18 protein-coding genes and 2 riboswitches are annotated in these 17,811 nt (G+C 46.6%); of the genes, 10 read left to right on the forward strand and 8 right to left on the reverse strand.

What is annotated here, in order from left to right; all coding sequences use genetic code 11:
- Positions 1-236: 236 nt before the first annotated feature.
- The gene (locus EDD67_RS10590) at positions 237-452 is read right to left on the reverse strand and encodes a hypothetical protein (protein WP_121439997.1); all 216 of its coding nucleotides are present in this window, start codon (positions 450-452) and stop codon (positions 237-239) included.
- A 122-nt stretch (positions 453-574) separates the two neighbouring features.
- On the opposite strand from EDD67_RS10590, the gene EDD67_RS10595 reads away from it, so the two are divergent.
- Positions 575-1,384 (forward strand): undecaprenyl-diphosphate phosphatase, encoded by an 810-nt coding sequence (locus tag EDD67_RS10595; RefSeq protein ID WP_121439998.1) that lies wholly within the window; start codon positions 575-577, stop codon positions 1,382-1,384.
- A gap of 48 nt (positions 1,385-1,432) precedes the next feature.
- On the opposite strand, the gene mgtE is transcribed toward EDD67_RS10595, so the two are convergent.
- A complete protein-coding gene (gene mgtE, locus EDD67_RS10600) occupies positions 1,433-2,794 on the reverse strand; it encodes a magnesium transporter (RefSeq protein ID WP_121439999.1) in 1,362 nt (453 codons plus the stop codon).
- Positions 2,795-3,016: 222 nt separating this feature from the next.
- Positions 3,017-3,184, reverse strand: a riboswitch (M-box (ykoK) riboswitch).
- Positions 3,185-3,325: 141 nt separating this feature from the next.
- Between mgtE and murB the strand changes: the two genes are divergently transcribed.
- The gene (gene murB / locus EDD67_RS10605) at positions 3,326-4,252 is read left to right on the forward strand and encodes a UDP-N-acetylmuramate dehydrogenase (protein WP_121440000.1); all 927 of its coding nucleotides are present in this window, start codon (positions 3,326-3,328) and stop codon (positions 4,250-4,252) included.
- Between the two features lie 45 nt (positions 4,253-4,297).
- Here the strand turns inward: murB and EDD67_RS10610 are convergent, their stop codons facing one another.
- A complete protein-coding gene (locus EDD67_RS10610) occupies positions 4,298-4,783 on the reverse strand; it encodes a DUF456 domain-containing protein (RefSeq protein WP_121440001.1) in 486 nt (161 codons plus the stop codon).
- A gap of 140 nt (positions 4,784-4,923) precedes the next feature.
- On the opposite strand from EDD67_RS10610, the gene ytvA reads away from it, so the two are divergent.
- The gene (gene ytvA, locus EDD67_RS10615; protein ID WP_093072476.1) at positions 4,924-5,697 is read left to right on the forward strand and encodes a YtvA family blue-light photoreceptor; all 774 of its coding nucleotides are present in this window, start codon (positions 4,924-4,926) and stop codon (positions 5,695-5,697) included.
- A 319-nt stretch (positions 5,698-6,016) separates the two neighbouring features.
- Here ytvA and EDD67_RS10620 read toward each other — a convergent pair whose 3' ends face one another.
- The 4 genes from EDD67_RS10620 to EDD67_RS10635 all read right to left on the reverse strand — a co-directional run bounded on the left by EDD67_RS10620 (position 6,017) and on the right by EDD67_RS10635 (position 9,075).
- Complete coding sequence (locus tag EDD67_RS10620) at positions 6,017-6,394, reverse strand: hypothetical protein (RefSeq protein ID WP_093072477.1); 378 nt, start codon at positions 6,392-6,394, stop codon at positions 6,017-6,019.
- A gap of 16 nt (positions 6,395-6,410) precedes the next feature.
- Positions 6,411-7,049, reverse strand: coding sequence for a class I SAM-dependent methyltransferase (locus EDD67_RS10625; RefSeq protein WP_121440002.1), 639 nt, complete (start codon positions 7,047-7,049; stop codon positions 6,411-6,413).
- A gap of 106 nt (positions 7,050-7,155) precedes the next feature.
- Positions 7,156-7,581 (reverse strand): universal stress protein, encoded by a 426-nt coding sequence (locus EDD67_RS10630; RefSeq protein ID WP_093072478.1) that lies wholly within the window; start codon positions 7,579-7,581, stop codon positions 7,156-7,158.
- Positions 7,582-7,611: 30 nt separating this feature from the next.
- On the reverse strand, positions 7,612-9,075 hold the full coding sequence (locus EDD67_RS10635) for a SulP family inorganic anion transporter (RefSeq protein ID WP_121440003.1): 1,464 nt from the start codon (positions 9,073-9,075) through the stop codon (positions 7,612-7,614).
- Between the two features lie 271 nt (positions 9,076-9,346).
- Here EDD67_RS10635 and nagA point away from each other — a divergent pair, with 271 nt between their 5' ends.
- The 5 genes from nagA to EDD67_RS10660 all read left to right on the forward strand — a co-directional run bounded on the left by nagA (position 9,347) and on the right by EDD67_RS10660 (position 14,428).
- Positions 9,347-10,513 (forward strand): N-acetylglucosamine-6-phosphate deacetylase, encoded by a 1,167-nt coding sequence (nagA, locus tag EDD67_RS10640; RefSeq protein ID WP_121440004.1) that lies wholly within the window; start codon positions 9,347-9,349, stop codon positions 10,511-10,513.
- A 20-nt stretch (positions 10,514-10,533) separates the two neighbouring features.
- Entirely contained in the window at positions 10,534-11,277 is a 744-nt protein-coding gene (nagB, locus tag EDD67_RS10645; protein WP_121440005.1) for a glucosamine-6-phosphate deaminase, read from the forward strand.
- Positions 11,278-11,378: 101 nt separating this feature from the next.
- Positions 11,379-11,840, forward strand: coding sequence for a hypothetical protein (locus EDD67_RS10650; protein ID WP_121440006.1), 462 nt, complete (start codon positions 11,379-11,381; stop codon positions 11,838-11,840).
- A gap of 17 nt (positions 11,841-11,857) precedes the next feature.
- Complete coding sequence (locus EDD67_RS10655; RefSeq protein WP_121440007.1) at positions 11,858-12,847, forward strand: LacI family DNA-binding transcriptional regulator; 990 nt, start codon at positions 11,858-11,860, stop codon at positions 12,845-12,847.
- A gap of 165 nt (positions 12,848-13,012) precedes the next feature.
- A complete protein-coding gene (locus tag EDD67_RS10660) occupies positions 13,013-14,428 on the forward strand; it encodes a sucrose-specific PTS transporter subunit IIBC (protein WP_121440008.1) in 1,416 nt (471 codons plus the stop codon).
- 37 nt (positions 14,429-14,465) lie between these two features.
- Here the strand turns inward: EDD67_RS10660 and EDD67_RS10665 are convergent, their stop codons facing one another.
- Positions 14,466-16,505, reverse strand: coding sequence for a flagellar assembly protein A (locus tag EDD67_RS10665; protein ID WP_121440009.1), 2,040 nt, complete (start codon positions 16,503-16,505; stop codon positions 14,466-14,468).
- Between the two features lie 57 nt (positions 16,506-16,562).
- Positions 16,563-16,652, reverse strand: a riboswitch (cyclic di-GMP riboswitch).
- A gap of 125 nt (positions 16,653-16,777) precedes the next feature.
- Here EDD67_RS10665 and EDD67_RS10670 point away from each other — a divergent pair.
- Positions 16,778-17,188: a fluoride efflux transporter FluC gene (locus tag EDD67_RS10670; protein WP_242006029.1), complete on the forward strand. Its 411-nt coding sequence runs from the start codon at positions 16,778-16,780 to the stop codon at positions 17,186-17,188.
- Positions 17,185-17,562: a fluoride efflux transporter CrcB gene (gene crcB, locus EDD67_RS10675; protein WP_121440010.1), complete on the forward strand. Its 378-nt coding sequence runs from the start codon at positions 17,185-17,187 to the stop codon at positions 17,560-17,562. The genes EDD67_RS10670 and crcB overlap by 4 nt, the downstream gene beginning before the upstream one ends.
- The last annotated feature ends 249 nt before the right edge of the window (positions 17,563-17,811 follow it).

The raw sequence follows: 17,811 nt of genomic DNA on the forward strand, positions 1-17,811 counted from the left end.
TAGCGAGATGAACGAGACCCTGCAGGGCATAAGGAGGCTGCTGAAAAAGTAGATGATCAATTGGATGCCTGCATATTTACTCTTCCTTATAAAGCGAGAAGTTTTATGAGACCGGAGCAAACTCGACGCCTGCGGGAAAAGCAACTTCCGAAGACCCCACAAGAAGCGGTTTCGCTTCTGAGGAGGCTGAGGCGTTGCCCGCGGCAAGCGAGTTTGCGGAGGGCTCATAATATTCTTTATTCTGTGCGGCTCATAAATAAACGCCGAATTTGTTTATCCAGCACTTTTTCAGCAGCCTCGGGCATCAGCCCGAAGCGGCTCGGCGCTCGCCCGCGGACTAGTAAGAGACGGCGAAGTCTTTTGAGCCGATGTCGCAGTGATACCTTCAGGTGAAAGAAGCTGGACGATGCGTCGTCATCCGTTCCTTTTAACATAACATCTAACGATGTCATGACTTTGTCAACACTCTGAAACAGCGGTCTATGAACCGCTGTTTTTGATATTCCATTTATTTCGCTTTTATGTTAAAATGCTCTTTCTGTTACATATTAGCGGCAAGTGAAAGGATTCAATTATGACAATTATTGAACTGTTGCAATACATATTGCTCGGGATCATTCAAGGAGCGACCGAGCCTCTGCCTGTTTCTTCGAGCGGGCATTTGCGGATATTCTCCTATTATTTCGGTTTAGATGTTCCCGATCTGCACTTTGAAGTTTTTTTGAACGGCGCTTCATTGTTTGCGGTACTTTATGTTTATAAAACGGATCTTATCGAGATGTTTCAAGATACGATCAATCATGTGCGCAAACCGGCCGCCGAAACGGCAGATCAGTTTCGTCTAGGTGTGATGGTGATCGTCGGAACGATTCCTGCGGTGATTATCGGCGGATTATTCCGGGATTTCATCGGCGGAGAATTGACCGAAATTCATTATGTCGGTATCGCGCTGATGGTTACCGGAATCGCGCTGTGGCTGATTCGTAATTTAAAAGGGCATAAACTTGACGGCGAAATCACCTATAAAGATGCAGTGATTGTCGGTTTGGCCCAAGCAGCAGCCTTAATTCCCGGCATCAGCCGTTCAGGAGCAACGATTGTTGCGGCTTTAGCAAGAAAAGTGGAGGCGGAAACGGCTCTAAAGTACTCTTTTTTCCTTTCGATTCCGGTCAGCGTCGGAAGTTTGGTTCTTGAAGCTTCGACAATCGTGAATACGATCGTCGATAACGATGCGCTGCTGCTGTATATCATTTCGTTTATAACGTCAGTGATTGTTTCAATTATCGCGATTCGCCTGCTCATTAACGTCGTTACGCGCGGAAAACTGCTGTATTTTGCGATTTATGTGTTTGTTGTAGCTGTGATCATTCTCATCGTCCGTTAAACCGGCCAAAAAAGCCCTGCTATCCATCGATAGCAGGGCTTTTTAATATTATAGAAGGTGAAGAAGCGATGTTGCGATGGAGAAATAAATCATTAAGCCGATAATATCGTTGACAGTCGTGATAAACGGTCCGGAAGCAATGGCCGGATCCAATTTCAGTTTATTGATGACTAATGGAACAATCGTTCCGACGACTGTTGCGATACTCAAGGACAAAAAGATCGACGTGCCGACAATAATCGCAAGCCAGTAGTCTCCGTAAATAAACGGCACGATAAACATTAGAGCGAGTGCTGAGAAAGCACCGAGAAATACGCCTGTACCGAATTCCCGTAATATCATTTTCCCGATTCCTTTCCGTTCAACCGCGCCAAGTGTTAAAGAACGAACAGCGACAGCGAGGGACTGGGTTCCGGTATTACCGGCAGAGTCCATAATAAGCGGAATAAAGGCAGATAAGATGACAATTTGCTCTAATGTTTCTTCAAATTGGCCGATGACACTTGCTGTAATCATGCCGAAAAACATCAGCATGACAATCCACGGTGCGCGTTTACCGGCTGCTTTAAACGGAGAAATATCCAAGTCCGTTGCCCCGCGGGAAGCGGCAAATTCACCGATATCCTCGGTCGTTTCCGCTTCGATAACGTCTAAAATATCATCGACGGTAATAATTCCGACAAGTTTATTGTGATCGGTAATAACCGGGACAGCTAAAAAATCATATTTTTGAAACAGCTTAGCAACGTCTTCTTGGTCGTCGGTTGTTTTCACACTGACAACCCGCGTGCTCATTGCCTCTTCGACTGTGTCTTCCGGATCGGCAATAATTAAGTCACGCAAGGAAACAACACCGACGAGCTCATGCTTGTCATTGATCACATACAAATAATAAATTGTTTCCGCATCAGGTCCTTGATCCCTTAAGAGGGAAATGACATCACGGATTTTTGAGGCGGCTCTTAAATTAATGAACTCTTTTGTCATTATTGCGCCGGCTGTTTCGTCTTCATAAGCTAAAAGCTCTTTAATATCTTTCGCATCTTCGTCTTCTAAGCCTTCAATTATTTCATTCGCTTTGCTTTCTTGAATTTCACCGAGGAAATCAGCGACATCGTCAGCAGCCATGTAGGAAATCGTATCTTGCGCATACTTTTGATCAAGCTCTTGAATGAATTCTTTTTGTTCTTCGATGTCGAGTTCTTCAAAGATTTCCGAGAATTCTTTCGGATCGAGGTAGGCGTACAGCTGCGAACGCTGCTTTGGGTTCATCTGCAAATACATATCCAATTGATCTTGCGGGTGGAGTTCTAAAAACAAATCGCGAAATTGCTCAATGTCTTCTTCTTTGAGGGCATTTAAAATGGAATCTTCATATTGTTCGCGGTTTTGTTCGGTCAATTTTACCATTTGTGTTCGCCTCCTTCTTCGAGGCAGCCTTAGTCCTATAGAGCGGTGAGGAACAGCTGCCGCATCCTTTTCTTTTCAACAATTGTTACGAAATCATTCCTGTGTTCGGGTCCGGGGTCCATTCCTCACCAACTCCTTTCGTGATCGTCATAAAAAAACCGCCCTCAACAAATGAAGGCGGTAAAAGACATACCGAATCAGAACATCATGAAGCGAATCATCATGTACCTCCATTCGTAGAGCTTTAGCACTGCACGGCATAGACAGTTTGCTGTCAGCTGCATTAGATATCACCTTAGGTCGATGATCTCTGTTGACCCATTGGCGTCTTTGGACGTTTTTGGGCAGCAGCATATCTCCGTACAGGAGCCTCACCTAACGAGGGCTTTTTCAATTGACAGTAAAAGTATAACGATGCAGTGTTTTGGTGTCAACCAATCTTTTTCACGAATATTTCATTGATTAATCGGATTAAAATCAAGTAAGATAGAATATGAACGATAGAATAACTGACAAAGAGGGACCAATCATATGAATATAAATGAAATGTATCGAGATTTAACGGCGATTGCCGGGAAAAATTATGTCTTTCAAAACGAACCGATGGCGGGCCATACGTTAACAAAAATGGGCGGGAAAGCAGATATTTTGGTGCAGCCCGCGAGTTATCAAGCGGCAGCCGATATTATAAAGTATACGGTTCAGCATCAAATCCCGTTTATGCTGCTCGGCAACGGATCAAATATGATCGTTCGCGACGGCGGGATTCGCGGTATTGTCATGCACTTAACGCACCTGTCTGAAATTGAAGTGCAAGGAACCAGTGTCGTTGCTCAGGGAGGAGCAAATATCATCGATGCCTCGATTACCGCCATGGATCACTGTTTAACCGGCTTTGAATTTGCCTGCGGGATCCCCGGATCTGTCGGCGGAGCGATGGTCATGAACGCGGGTGCTTACGGCGGTGAAATCAAAGATATTATTGACTATGTGAGAGCGATTGATGCGAACGGGGAGATCGTTACCTTGACGAAGGACGAACTGGAACTAAGCTATCGTTCCAGCATCATTTTGAAAAAAGGCTACATTGTTCTTGAGGCTGTTTTCCAGCTCGAGAAGGGCGATGCAGAGACCATTCGGGCAAGAGTAGATGATTTAACGCACCAGCGCGAAACGAAACAGCCGCTCGAATATCCCTCGGTCGGAAGCGTGTTTAAACGGCCGCCGGGCTATTTTGCCGGCAAGCTGATTCAAGACAGTGAACTCCAAGGTCAAGGTGTCGGCGGTGCGGAAGTGTCGACGAAACACGCCGGGTTTATTGTCAATAAAGAAGATGCAACGGCGACGGATTATATCGAAACAATTGAGCTCGTGCGCCGGACGGTCAAAGAAAAATTCGGTGTCGAACTGGAGCTGGAAGCGAAAATTGTCGGTGAGGAGCCGAAAGAGCGGAAGTAACGGGATAAAGAAAAAGACCTCTTCAGCTAAGAGGTCTTTTTTATCTCAATTGAATAGCAGGACATCTATCAGAAAAACCGCGATCATCGCGAATTGAATAATCCCTTTGGCGGCCGCGCTCGTTAAAAAGGCGAAAACCGTGCCAAAGGACGTTTTAATCGATACGTGCAGGTCGCGGTGCTGCAGCAACTCGACTACTAAAACAGCCGCGAACGGAACGACGATGACACCGAACGGCGGGATGATGAAGCTTCCGACAACGAGGCCGGCAGCAGCGGCGATTTTACTGTTCGTCGATCCGCCGGAGCGGTCGACGAAATACATACTCGCGAAATAATCGGCCGCAAAAATAACAACCGTCATGCCTGCTAATGCGGCCCAGGTAAACCAGGATACCGGGTCGAGAAAAAACTGATGCAAGGCCGCCCCGAGCCAGATGAATAACACAGCAGGTATGACCGGGTAAACAAGGCCGACAAAGCTTATGAGAAAACAGGCTGCAATGAAGAGCCACATAATAACGGGAATCATACAACACCTCTTTTGAATATTTGCCAGATATCTTATCATACGGCAGGTTTCAAAGACAGAAAAAGTAATTGCGCTTTTATCCAATCCGCACTTCGTGTATCATATTGAGAGACAAAGATGAATCGAGGAGGGAAAAGCCGTTGAAAAACCTTCAAGAAATAAAAAATAAAGTGCTGGAAAAAACGCAGCTCGTTTTTATTATCAGCGACCCGGATTTGCCGGATAATCCGATTATTTATGCAAACCGCGGATTTACCGAGTTAACCGGTTATGAGAACAATGAAGTGATCGGGTACAACTGCCGGTTTTTGCAAGGCGACGATACGTCCGAAGAGACGAAAAATAAGCTGCGCGATGCTGTGGCTAAACGAGAACCTGTTTCCGTTGAAATTTTAAACTATAAAAAAAGCGGCGAGCCGTTTTGGAACTTGCTGCACATCGATCCGATTTATCTCGAAGAAGAAGAAAAACATTACTTTGTCGGGATCCAAAAAGATATTACGGAAATCAAACAAGCGGAACAAAAAATCGAGCGCTACAATCAAGAGATCGAGCGTCTGTCGACACCGGTCGTACCGATTAAGGAAGGGATCTCGGTTTTGCCGCTGATCGGTACCATTGACGAGGCGCGGTTAACGACGATTACTGATAAAGTGCTGCCGCAGCTTTCTAATGATGATGTGGAAACGTTAATCCTTGATCTTTCCGGGTTTACCAATTTAAATCAAGAAGCGACTGTCGGGATTTTTCAGCTGAACGATTTAATGAAATTAAAAGGGGTCGACTTGATTATTACCGGAATCACGCCGAAGCTCGCGATGAAAACGCGAGGACTCGATATTGACTTTACGAGCTTGAAAACTTACGGTTCGGTCAAGCAAGCGATCGAAGCGATCTCTAAGAGCAATGAATAAATACAAGCTAAAGCCGCTTCCAACGAGAAGCGGCTTTCAGCCTGTAGACAAATTATTATTTTGACGTAAGCCACGCAGCCACTAACCTCCGCTTGCCCCGGGCAAGGACTCAGCTAGGATTCGGCGGCCTGAGGCCGCCGAATCCGGATCTTCGTCTCTTGCTTTCCCGGAGGCGTCGGAGGAGTGGATGCGCGGCTTCCTTTTTTATGAATACACTCGATTCAAAGAAAAACGATGCGTAGTCATCCGTTCCTTTTAATATGAAATCTATATCAACACTCTGAAAGCCGCTTCCAACGAGAAGCGGCTTTTTTATCGGCTATTCCGGCTGCAAAATCGTCATGATGAAAAAGACGATATAACTGATGATCAAGACAGTGCCCATCGAAATATACAGAATTAATGACAGCACTTCCGGCAAGAAGGTATCCATCATATAGACATACATGCCGATATTTAATCCGGCTGCTCCGACGAGAGCTGTCCAAAAATGGACCGCGGCAAGCGCTGCATTCGGCGGGGTATAAACTTTATAGTACATGCTCCAGGCAAAGAGCGAAAGCCAGCCGACAACAAGGATATGTGCGTGAACGGCACTCCAAGCGAGCGAGCCGGCGCCGGCCATATGACCGCCGATCCCGACACCGATAACTCCAAAAAAAGCAGATGCAATTAATAAGCGTTTACTGTAAGACAAAAAAAGGCCTCCTTTTTCAAGTGGACGAAGCTGATTTACGGCAGACGGCAATGCCGAGCGGGTAGTGAACGCCGCCGCGTTTTTCCCTTTCGATGGCAACGCCGTTTTGTAAATATACATCGACATGATCAAAATTGTATCCATCATGTACGAGCTGATGGAATTCAGTCTCCGTCAGCTGGTGGTAGTGAAAAGGCGATCCGCTCGGGATCCCGCGTCCATCTCCGAAAGGTGTTGACAGCACTAATGTGCCGCCGGGTTTTAACAGTTTTACGAGAGCCGTTAGAAAGGCTTGATCGTCTGGAACGTGTTCAATTGTTTCAAACGAGAGGATCGTGTTAAACGTGCCGATTTCGTCGGTCAAATCCGGATTCAGCGCATCCCCGGTTTTAAAATGCAAAAGCGGATGATGATACGTTCTCCGGGCGTATTCAACGATTTCAGGATCGGCATCCACCCCGAGCGTTTCGGAGATTTGGTTTTTTCGCGCTTTTGTAATCATTTTCGCCCCGTATCCGCTCCCGCAGGCGAGATCGAGCACGCGCCCTTTCGCATACGGTTTGGCAAAATCATAGCGGGCTAAATGTTCCAACAGCAGGCTGTTGTCGGGTTTCATGTACTCAGGAATCACCCGTTCGCCGGTATCATCTATCATCGTATCGCGCTCCGTTTCTTATTTTGCACTCTTATAGATCATAGCAAAAATTATCGGAAAGCAAAACACCGCGGCTCACAACGTTGTGAGCCGCGGCGGCGGGTTGTTATTTTACCATTAACACAGGTGCTTTCACATGTTTCATGACTTTATGGCTGACGCTGCCGAGCACCATTGTTTGCACAGTGCTTAATCCGCGGCTGCCTAGAATAAGAATGTCGTACTCGTTGTCATTTGCATGCTGAACGACTGCTTCAGCGATCCCGTTTTGGCCGTGGAGCACTTCAGTGTTGACCGATAATCCCGCATTTTCAATCAATCCCTCGATCGGTGCAAGTTTTTCCATCCGTTTTCTTGAAGCGGAATCCGAATCACCGTGATGCAATACATCCGATTTGGAGGTATTTCCTGCTACGACGTGCAACAGATCAATCGAGCCGGCGCCTGAAAGTGACGCGAGTTCGATCGCTTTTTCCGCCGCCCGCAATGAATGATCCGAACCGTCAACGGATAAGAGTATCTTTTTAAACATTGTTTCACCTCATTTCTTTTAGAGCAGAAATCAGTGCCCGGACGCTTTGCTCAAGCCGCCGATTTCTTCTTTCAGTTTGGAACTTTCGCGGTTTAACCCTTTGTAGCTGACCTTAATATTTTGCTGTTCAAATTTTGTTTCGATTTTATCAAGTGCGCCGATCGCTGAATCATCCCATAAATGCGAATGAGTGACATCGATGACCGCTTCATTAATCTTATCGCTGTAGTCGATTTTTTCTAAAAAGTCCGTGACAGAAGCAAAAAAGAGCTGCCCTTCTACGGCATAAACGGCTTTTGTTCCGTTGTCGGCAAAGGATTTGTCGACTTCAACTTTCGACACTTTCCAGGCAAAGAATATCGCACTTAAGACAACCCCTGCAAGGACCCCGATCGCGAGGTCGTGTGTATAAACAACCGTTGAAACAGTAACAACCATCACGGTTGCATCTGTTTTCGGGATGCGGTGAATATTCATGAGCGACTGCCAATCGAACGTGCCGATCGAAACCATAATCATCACGCCGGCAAGAGCGGCCATCGGAATTTGCACGACGAGGTTGCCGAGCACAAGAATTAAAAACATCAGCGTGACAGCTGCAGAGAAAGAAGACAAACGTCCGCTGCCGCCGGATTTCACGTTAATGACAGATTGACCGATCATCGCACAGCCGGCCATGCCGCCGAAGAATCCGGTGGTAATGTTGGCGATCCCTTGGCCGCGGCTTTCTTTGTTCTTATCGCTTTCTGTGTCGGTCATATCATCAACGATCGATGCGGTCAAAAGAGATTCAAGCAAACCGACAACGGTCAACGCTAATGCGTACGGAAAAATGATCGCAAGCGTCTCGAATGTGAGCGGGATGCTCGGGATTAAAAACACCGGCAGCGTATCTGGAAGCGCGCCCATATCGCCGACGGTTCGGACACCTGTGTTCATGATCAAGGCAATCGCGGTGACAATAATGATGGCGACCAATGTGGACGGCACGGCATTCGTGAGCCGCGGAAGCAAATAAATGATCGCGAGTGTCAAGGCAACCAGCGCATACATGATCCACGTTTCGTCGACGAAATGCTGCAGCTGCGAGGTGAAAATCAGAATGGCTAAAGCGTTGACAAAGCCGATCATCACAGATCTCGGAATAAACTTCATAAAAGAGGATAATTTCAAGATGCCAAAAATAAGCTGAAGAATTCCGGTTAAAATCGTGGCAGCCAGCAAGTATTCCAAGCCGTGTTCAGCGACGAGGGTAATCATTAATAAGGCCATCGCGCCTGTGGCGCCGGAAATCATCCCAGGTCTGCCCCCTACGATCGATATGACGAGAGCAATCGAGAAGGACGCATACAATCCAACCATCGGATCAACCCCGGCAATGATCGAAAAGGCAATCGCTTCCGGAATTAAGGCGAGAGCGACAACAACGCCGGCAATGATATCACCGCGGACGTTATGAAACCACTCGTGTTTCGTTTGTGCTAATGTGTTCAAAATATCGTACCTCTTTCTGCAAAAAAATTTGGATGTCTCCGCGAGACATCCGCCCGTATAGAACACCGTTTATCATATCATCGGCACAAAGAATCGCAAAACCGCATGTAAGCGTCAATCATCGGGTATAGACAAACATATGCGCTTAGTTGCTTTGATATAAGTGTTCACTTGACTAGTTCGTCAGAAAAATACCGCGGAAAGGTGGTATAGACGACTAAACAAAAAATCGTTATAATAAGCGTTAGATACTGTTCAAGGGGTGAAAAGTATGACGGAGATATTTATCGAGCAGGCCGACTGGCTGATCGGCGAAAATTGGCAAAAGGAATGCACGTTAACGGTTCAAAACGGGACGATTAAAGAAATCCAAGCCAATAAGGCAAACGCTCAGAGCAAGGGGATTTCTTTCGAGGAACCGGTTCATGTTGTCCCTGGTTTTATCGATGTGCACATTCACGGAACTGCAGGAGCGGATGTGATGGATGGAGAGGCACAAGCGCTTGAAACGATGCGCAAGGCGCTTTTGTCCGAAGGGACGACGTCGTTTTTACCGACAACGATCACACAGAGTATAGCGAATAAACATCGCGCTTTACAAACAATTAAAGAAACGATGACAAACGAGAGCAAAACATCCGGCGCTGAAATCATCGGCGTTCATTTGGAAGGTCCGTTCATTAATAAAGTCCGAGCAGGCGCTCAGCCGGAACAATATATTATCGAACCGGATATGGATCTGTTTCATGACTTGCAGCAATCCGCCGGCGGTTTGATTAAAATTGTCACGTTTGCTCCGGAAAAAGACGGGAAGGGTTTCGGCAATCAGCTGATGAAAGAAGGGGTGATCGCCTCCCCCGGTCATACAGATGCCTCGTATGATGATTTGCGTCCTTGGATTGAAAGCGGCGGGAAACATATGACGCATATGTTTAATCAGATGCGCGGGGTGCATCACCGCGACATCGGAACGGCAGGGACAGGGCTTTTGTCATCGCAGGTCAGAACAGAGCTGATCGCTGACGGAATTCATGTTTCACCGCCGGCAATTGAATTGCTCTATAAAAATAAAGGCGCTGATGGAATTATCCTGATTACGGATTCGATCCGGGCTAAAGGAATGAAAGACGGGCTTTATCAGCTGGGCGGACAGGATGTTACTGTTTCCGGCAAAGAGGCAACGTTAGCTGACGGCACCCTTGCCGGCTCAATTTTACCGATGAATGAAGCTGTTAAAAACATGATGGCATACACCGGATGCACATTGGCTCAAGCGGTTCAAATGGCGACTGTCAATCCGGCGGAACAGTTGGAAATTGCTGATCGGAAAGGATCGATTGCTGTCGGCAAAGAAGCTGATTTCACTGTGCTTTCGAAACAAGGGGAAGTGTTGGCGACATATGTAGGCGGAGAAGAAGTGTTCCGTCGCAATAATTAAAGCAAGGAAGGTGGATAAGAATGAATATTATTCAAGTGCAAGATTACGAAGAGATGAGTGAACAAGGAGCAGAATTTCTTTTTCAGGAAATCACGAGCGGGAGGAGCAAAGTTATCGGGTTGGCAACCGGCGGAACACCGGTCGGACTGTACAAACATCTCATCGATAAGCTTAAAACAAATGAGGTGTTATTAGCGGATGTTCATACGGTGAATCTTGATGAATATATCGGCCTTTCAGACGATCACCCGAACAGTTATCATCAATACATGTTCCAAAACCTCTTTCAATTTATTGATATCCCGTCGGCAAACCGGCATCTGCCGTCAGGGACAGCGACAGACTTTTCGGAAGAGTGCCGGCGGTATGAACGGCTTATTCAACAGCTGGGAGGGGTGGATACACAGCTTTTAGGCATTGGCGCAAATGGTCATATCGCCTTTAATGAACCGGGAAGCCCGTTTGACGGCCGCACCCGCGTAGTTGACCTTGCCGCTGAGACGATTGAAGCAAATTCGCGTTACTTTGCCGAGGGCGAAACGGTTCCGAGTCAAGCAGTCACAATGGGAATCGGCACAATTATGGAAAGCCGAAGAATTGTCATGATTGCGTCCGGCAAGGAAAAGGCTGCTGCTGTTAAGGAGATGCTCACGGGAGAGGTGACGGAAAATTGTCCGGCGACGGTTTTGCAAAAACATGGTGATGTCACGTTGATTGCTGATGCCGAAGCGTTGTCAGAAATAGATGTGAAAAATATTCAATGAAAACAAAACCGTCAAACTTGCCTGTAAGTAATGGTGTTTTGGCCAAAATGTGGTAAAATACCCGTTGGATAGAATGTTATTTACACAAAGCAGGTGTTTGTATGAAGTTGTTATTAATGTTGCCGCTGTTTCTTTCAGTGATTACTTTCCGTGCTTGCGATGCACCGGATGCGCATGACGAGATGTCTTTATCATTGGATCCTTCATATACAGAGGGGACTTTAAATTTAATCCCGTACGTGACGTATTCAGGGGATGAAGAAGAAACGTTTCACTTTGGCCAGTATATTGCTTGGGTAGAAGAAATTCGTTACGATGACGTCGTGATCTATGAAGATGACGGGGAACAGCTCGATGTCGACCAGCAATCCACTTTGAATGATGACGATGAAATCGAAGGGCTCGGTATCGAAATTGAGACAGAACCCGGGGAATATGAAATCGATGCTGTCGCTGTCTTTTACGTCCCGAACGGGGAAGAAAATGAAGAGACGCATGAAGAGTACCGGCATGAACGGACGCAAACGGTCGAGGTGCGCAGCGACGATGAAAATGATGCTTAACTCAGGAGATGGTGCCGATGACGACGATTAAAGATATCGCAGAACTGGCCGGGGTTTCGCGCACGACAGTATCACGGGTGTTAAATCGATCCGGCTATGTGAGCGAAACGGCTGAAGCGCGGGTGATGGAAGTCATTGAAGAAACGGGATATATTCCGAGTGAGCAGGCTAAAGCGATGCGGACAAAGCAAACGAAGGTAATCGGCGTCGTTCTGCCGAAAATTAGTACGGAAACGGTAAGCAGAACGGTGGATGGAATCGATACCAAACTTAGTGAGCACGGCTACCACTTGCTTCTCGCGAATACGAATTTGGATCCGGCGAAAGAAATTGAACATTTAAAACTGCTGCAAAGCCGCAGAGTCGATGGAATTATTATTGTGGCAACGAATATTAACGATCAGCTTCTCAAAATGATTGAGAGAATCAAGGAACCGGTCGTTGCGGTCGGTCAAGATATTCCCGGAATCCCTTGTGTTCTTTACAATGATTATGAAGCATCTCGAGATGTGACCGATCATCTTTTACAGAAAGGCCATCGGCACATCGGGTTCATCGGTGTCAGTGAGCAAGATCGCGCTGTCGGTCATGAACGGCTCCGTGCATTTCGGGATACAATGGCATCTTGGGGCTGCCCGGTAGAAGAGAATTGGGTTCAGCAAGGTGTATTTGATATCGAATCGGGTTATGAAGCGATGAAACAAATCATCGAAACATCGAAAGTCCGTCCGACAGCAGTTTTTGCCGTCACGGACCGTCTCGCCATCGGCGCGATGGAATACGTCCGCTCGCTTGGCTGGAAAATCCCTGAAGATATCAGTTTTATCGGGATAGGATCGTCCGACTTATCGAGATATTCCAGCCCGAAGCTCTCAACCGTAGATTACTATAATGAGCAGGCGGGTATGAAAACAGCAGAACTGTTGCTTGATTATTTGCGGGGGGATAAAAAAACGCCGGAAAAATTTATTATGAACTATGGACTCATTGAGAGAAATAGTTTATGATAGACATGTGGAATCGATTACAGAATCAATTCTTTTTTTTAAGTGAAATGGAATCGTTTACAGAAGGTTCCATTTTGTTTTAGGGTGTGGTATCGATTCCATACAGTCGTTTGTCCTTATATTTTTGTTTTTAATTATTTGCATTAACGAAAGGAGAGAGAGGCAATGTCAGAAGAAAACAAGCAAATTGCCCAAGAGCTGATTGACGCAGTCGGCGGTTTAGAAAATATCAGTTCCGTCGCTCATTGTGCCACTCGGCTCAGAATTATGGTCAAAGACAAAGAAAAAATTGACCAAAATCGCGCCGAAGATATTGATAAGGTGAAAGGCGCCTATTACAACGCCGGCCAATATCAGGTTATTTTCGGCACTGGAACAGTCAACCGTATTTATGAGCAGTTTATTGCGCTCGGAGCGCCAGAATCAACAAAATCGGAACAAAAAGAAGAAACGAAAAAACAAGGAAATAAATTTCAGCAAATCATTCGCACGTTCGGCGACATCTTTGTCCCGATCATCCCGGTTCTTGTTGCAACCGGTTTGTTCATGGGGCTGCGCGGACTCGTTACGCAAGAAGAGATTTTAGCGCTCTTTGGAACGTCTCCGGATGCGTTATCGGACAACTTCATGCTTTATACACAAGTGTTAACGGATACGGCCTTTGCATTCTTGCCGGCTCTCGTCGCCTGGTCAGCTTTTAGGGTATTCGGCGGAAGTCCGGTCATCGGAATTGTTCTCGGACTGATGCTCGTCAACCCGGAACTGCCGAATGCGTATGCAGTCGGTGAGGGTGAAGCTGACCCGCTGATGTTCTTAGGATTTATTCCGGTTGTCGGTTATCAAGGTTCCGTCTTGCCGGCGTTTATTGCCGGTTGGTTAGGTGCGAAATTGGAGAAATGGCTTCGCCAGCGTGTAGCTGAATCACTCGATTTAATCTTAACGCCGTTTTTAACGTTGCTGATCATGATTACCGGTGCGCTGCTTGTCATTGGACCGATCTTCTCTGCTGTTGAAGCGGCGATTATGGCCGGAACAACGTTTGTTCTGCAATTGCCGTTCGGCTTGAGCGGCCTGCTCGTCGGCGGTTTGCATCAAATTATTGTTATCACAGGTGTGCACCATATTTTCAACTTGTTTGAAATTCAGCTCTTAGCGGATGACGGTATGAACCCGTTTAACGCATTGATCACAGCGGGGATTGCCGCTCAAGGCGGTGCCGCTTTGGCTGTTGCATTGAAAACCCGTTCGAAGAAATTGAAAGCATTGGCGTTCCCGTCGTCCATTTCCGCATTTTTGGGCATCACTGAACCGGCGATTTTCGGTGTTAACCTCCGTTATATCAAGCCGTTTGCAATGGCGCTGATCGGCGGCGCTGCCGGCGGATTCTTCGCAGCCTTGTTTAATTTAGAAGCTTCAGGGATGGCGATCACGGTGATCCCGGGATCACTCTTGTACGTGTATGATTTCGTTCCGCTTATGCTGTACGTAATCACAAACGTGATTGCACTCGGAACCGCCTTCGTATTAACATGGATGTTCGGCTTCTCTGATAAAATGCTTGAAGAAGTCAAAACCGAATAGAACAAAAACGGCAGCAGGGGATTCCTGCTGCCGTTTCCTATTTATGAATGTCAATTTGTCCGTCCTTGTTTAAACGCGCATAAACCATCGATTCATACTGAGAAATTTTTCGCTGATTTCTGCCGATGCGGAGAATGACATCTTCGTGCGCTTCGACAATGCTGATCGTTTCGTTTTCCGGCACTTCGATGATCGTTTTGACACCGGCGGGCGATCCGGCCGTGTCGATCGAAATGCTTTTTTCAGCATAGATTTTTCCGCCGATCAGTTTGCCGGAAATGTCAATCTTGCCATCAGCCTCTAGATCTGAATGAACGGAGCCCTTCCCGGTGACTGTAATATTGCCGGCGGCAAAAACTTTGCTGTTCATCGCATAGCCGAGCTGTACCGAACATTCAGCGGTGTCGGATGCATCGGCCACTGCTAAAAGTTCAAATGCCTCATGTTCAATGTTTTCAAGTTCCTTTAAGGAAATTGAATTTTGCCGGTGGTATAAAATAAGGCAGTGATATAACGTTTCGGCAAACTGATTCCAGCGGTAATCCAGCTGTTCGCTCCTTGTTTCGATTGCAGCGGCCAGCGTTTTTGCATTGGTTAAAACGGCAGGAAATTTCGCTTCAAGCAGCCGTTTAACCATCGGAGCGAGCCCCATCTCAGTGTTATATACGGAGCGGAATTTCTCCGATTCGATCAGCTGCGTCATCACGGTGATAAAAGATCTGTACGGGGTGAGAAAATCGGCAACGATATCTTTTAACGCGTCATACACAGCTTGATTTTGTCCGGCGGTTATTGAACTGACGATTGCGTTGCCGTTAATCAAAATGTTTTGCCGGGATTGAATCGTGCTGTGCATGACGTTTTTTTGCATTTGTACGTTGCCTTCGGCTTCGACAGTCATCCCTTCGTTTACGTCGCCAGTGATCTCTACGTCGCCGATAAAACGAATGTTTCCGTGTTTAATTGATAAATCGCCTTGATGACGTTTCTTAGGCAAAATCGACATCCGAAACAGCAAGCCTGATTGTTCGATCAATGGGCGTCCGCTTTGTGCAGCGATGACAGCACTTTGCTCTTCATCGATCTCAATTCCGCTGCCCGCTTTAATAATGACCGGTTTACCGCCTTTCGCTTGCAAAACATCGCCAAATACACTGATCCCGTCTTCACCTGGAAGCGGGTCGATCACTTCGGCAAGCACTTCACCATGCTCTACCGAAGGAATATACAGCGATTCACGAAAGTCTGCCGTTCCATCGTATTTTTCTTTATAGGGCAAAGATCGTTCTTGAATATCGATTCGAAAGGCCATGTCCCCGTTTTTTCCGTCTTTTGGAAGCTTGCCGCTTGCGATTGTCACCGTTTGTTCTTCCGCGGCGGAGCAAGCTCGGTGAATCGCAGCGTCATCAATGCCTTCGATCACTTCCATGTTAGCTAACTGTTCGTACACATCTTTTGTTTGCAGTTGATTATTCACCTGTTCATTAAACTGAACAGTCGGCTCAATAACACTGGCTGCCGGGTGATCGGCAATGAAAGGAATAATTTTTTTGCCCGGAGTGACAGTTAATGTTACGGTTTGTTCTTTGTCATTGACTTTAACCTTCCATTTTGTTTCAATCAAAGTGGTTTCGAGGTGAAAATATATTGCATCGTTTTCTTTCAATACGTGACGGCCGGACAGTTTTTCGTTATGATTATAAACCTCTCCATCATAAGGGATGACTAGAATCGGTTTTTTCTCGGCAGTTTGATGGAAATGAAGCTGCCCATCTATGATCCATGCTGTTCCTTCTGTTTTTAAGGGATGTTTTTCATCCGGCGATAGCGGAATGTCAAACAGATCTTGATCTCTAATCTCGCTATCAAGCCAAGTTTCCCAAGTTTCATCGTTAGATTCGGTCAGTGAGACGGCGATCTTGGCCCGCGATCGTCCGAAAGGAAAGCGTTTTTGATTCCCGTGATCGATGACGCGGATGTCGATCTCATCCATCTCTGCATTTAAAGCGCGTTTCGCTTCTTCGATCGCCTCGTCAATCGTTTTTCCTTCAAATGTATGGGTCTGAGATTGAACCATCTTTGTTCTCTCCTTCCTATCCAGGTGAATTGGAGCGGAAGCAGGAAAGAACCCCGCTTCGGCAGCCCGGCGGCCGTAGTGACCGGTTGTCACAGTAGGTCCGTAGCTTTGCGTCACTGCTTTTCAACAGTTTTGCCTTTATCGTCGTTGGCGTTTTGTGAAGCATTATAACTAATACTTTTATCTTAGCATGAATTCGATAAAATGAACATGTTATTTGTTACTATCCATACAATAGTAACTTTATTTTTACAAAAAAGGAAGATTTAATCGTGAACAGTTTCAGCAAATTCATCTCGATCAGTCTGATTATTTTTCTCGGCGGAGCTCTTGGGACATTGTTTCGTTGGGGTATTCATTTAACAACAGACAGTTATTTATTTCCTGTCGGCACGGTGATTGAAAATATTTCCGGAAGCTTTTTACTCGGTCTCTTGGCTGGATGGGCGGCAATAAAAACGATCCCGCTGTTCGTGAAAGAAGGAGCAGGGACCGGTTTTTGCGGCGGGTTTACAACTATGTCTACCTTTGCGGCTGACCATCTGTTTTTACTGAAACAAGCGGGCGTTTATTATGCGGCGACATACTTCAGCTTTTCCCTCGCTGGAGGAATCATCGCTGCGGTGTTGGGGATGAAGGCAGGAGAAAAACTCGCACGTAAAAGGAGCGGTGGAGAAACATGACTATCTTAATCGTGGCCGTCGGCGGAGGATTAGGCGCAGTTGCCCGCTATGCGACTGTTTTGCTTATCCGGAGCCTTTTTCCGTCTCAGCGTCTTCCTTATGCGACGTTAACCGTGAATTTGTTGGGGTCTTTTGCTTTAGGGATCTTTTTTGCGATGCTTTTTGGCGAAGTGCAGGGTACGCTCTCAACAGAGGCTTCATTTTTATTTTTTGCCGTCGGTTTTTTTGGTGCGTATACAACATTTTCGACGTTCAGCGTCGATACTGTGCAAATATTCTCGCAAGGACGGACAAAAGATTCATTGATTTACGTGACTGTTAGCACAGCAGGGTCGATCGCGAGCTTTTTTGCCGGCATCTCGCTTATACAATAAATCCGCCTCGTTCTAGGTAACGAGGCGGCAAGCTGTCGACAGACTAGTATTTTGACGTGAGCCGCGCAGCCGCTAACCTCCGCTTGCCCCGGGGAAGGACTCAGCTAGCCTTCGGCGGTCTCGGACCGCTGAAGGCGGATCTTCGTCTCTTGCTTTCCCGGAGGCGTCGGAGGAGGAGCTGCGCGGCTTTCTTATGTAGATAATATTGAAATCGCGCTGTTTGAAACAAGGACGATACGTTGTCTTACA

It is taken from the genome of Salisediminibacterium halotolerans, from assembly GCF_003814815.1.
Taxonomy (GTDB): domain Bacteria; phylum Bacillota; class Bacilli; order Bacillales; family Salisediminibacteriaceae; genus Salisediminibacterium; species Salisediminibacterium halotolerans.

What these genes read in the sequence shown, in the direction of transcription:
- EDD67_RS10590 (WP_121439997.1), bottom strand. Translation starts at nt 452, where the DNA reads ATGACATCGTTAGATGTTATGTTAAAAGGAACGGATGACGACGCATCG.
- EDD67_RS10595 (WP_121439998.1), top strand. Translation starts at nt 575, where the DNA reads ATGACAATTATTGAACTGTTGCAATACATATTGCTCGGGATCATTCAA.
- mgtE (WP_121439999.1), bottom strand. Translation starts at nt 2,794, where the DNA reads ATGGTAAAATTGACCGAACAAAACCGCGAACAATATGAAGATTCCATT.
- murB (WP_121440000.1), top strand. Translation starts at nt 3,326, where the DNA reads ATGAATATAAATGAAATGTATCGAGATTTAACGGCGATTGCCGGGAAA.
- EDD67_RS10610 (WP_121440001.1), bottom strand. Translation starts at nt 4,783, where the DNA reads ATGATTCCCGTTATTATGTGGCTCTTCATTGCAGCCTGTTTTCTCATA.
- EDD67_RS10625 (WP_121440002.1), bottom strand. Translation starts at nt 7,049, where the DNA reads ATGATAGATGATACCGGCGAACGGGTGATTCCTGAGTACATGAAACCC.
- EDD67_RS10630 (WP_093072478.1), bottom strand. Translation starts at nt 7,581, where the DNA reads ATGTTTAAAAAGATACTCTTATCCGTTGACGGTTCGGATCATTCATTG.
- nagA (WP_121440004.1), top strand. Translation starts at nt 9,347, where the DNA reads ATGACGGAGATATTTATCGAGCAGGCCGACTGGCTGATCGGCGAAAAT.
- nagB (WP_121440005.1), top strand. Translation starts at nt 10,534, where the DNA reads ATGAATATTATTCAAGTGCAAGATTACGAAGAGATGAGTGAACAAGGA.
- EDD67_RS10650 (WP_121440006.1), top strand. Translation starts at nt 11,379, where the DNA reads ATGAAGTTGTTATTAATGTTGCCGCTGTTTCTTTCAGTGATTACTTTC.
- EDD67_RS10655 (WP_121440007.1), top strand. Translation starts at nt 11,858, where the DNA reads ATGACGACGATTAAAGATATCGCAGAACTGGCCGGGGTTTCGCGCACG.
- EDD67_RS10660 (WP_121440008.1), top strand. Translation starts at nt 13,013, where the DNA reads ATGTCAGAAGAAAACAAGCAAATTGCCCAAGAGCTGATTGACGCAGTC.
- EDD67_RS10665 (WP_121440009.1), bottom strand. Translation starts at nt 16,505, where the DNA reads ATGGTTCAATCTCAGACCCATACATTTGAAGGAAAAACGATTGACGAG.
- crcB (WP_121440010.1), top strand. Translation starts at nt 17,185, where the DNA reads ATGACTATCTTAATCGTGGCCGTCGGCGGAGGATTAGGCGCAGTTGCC.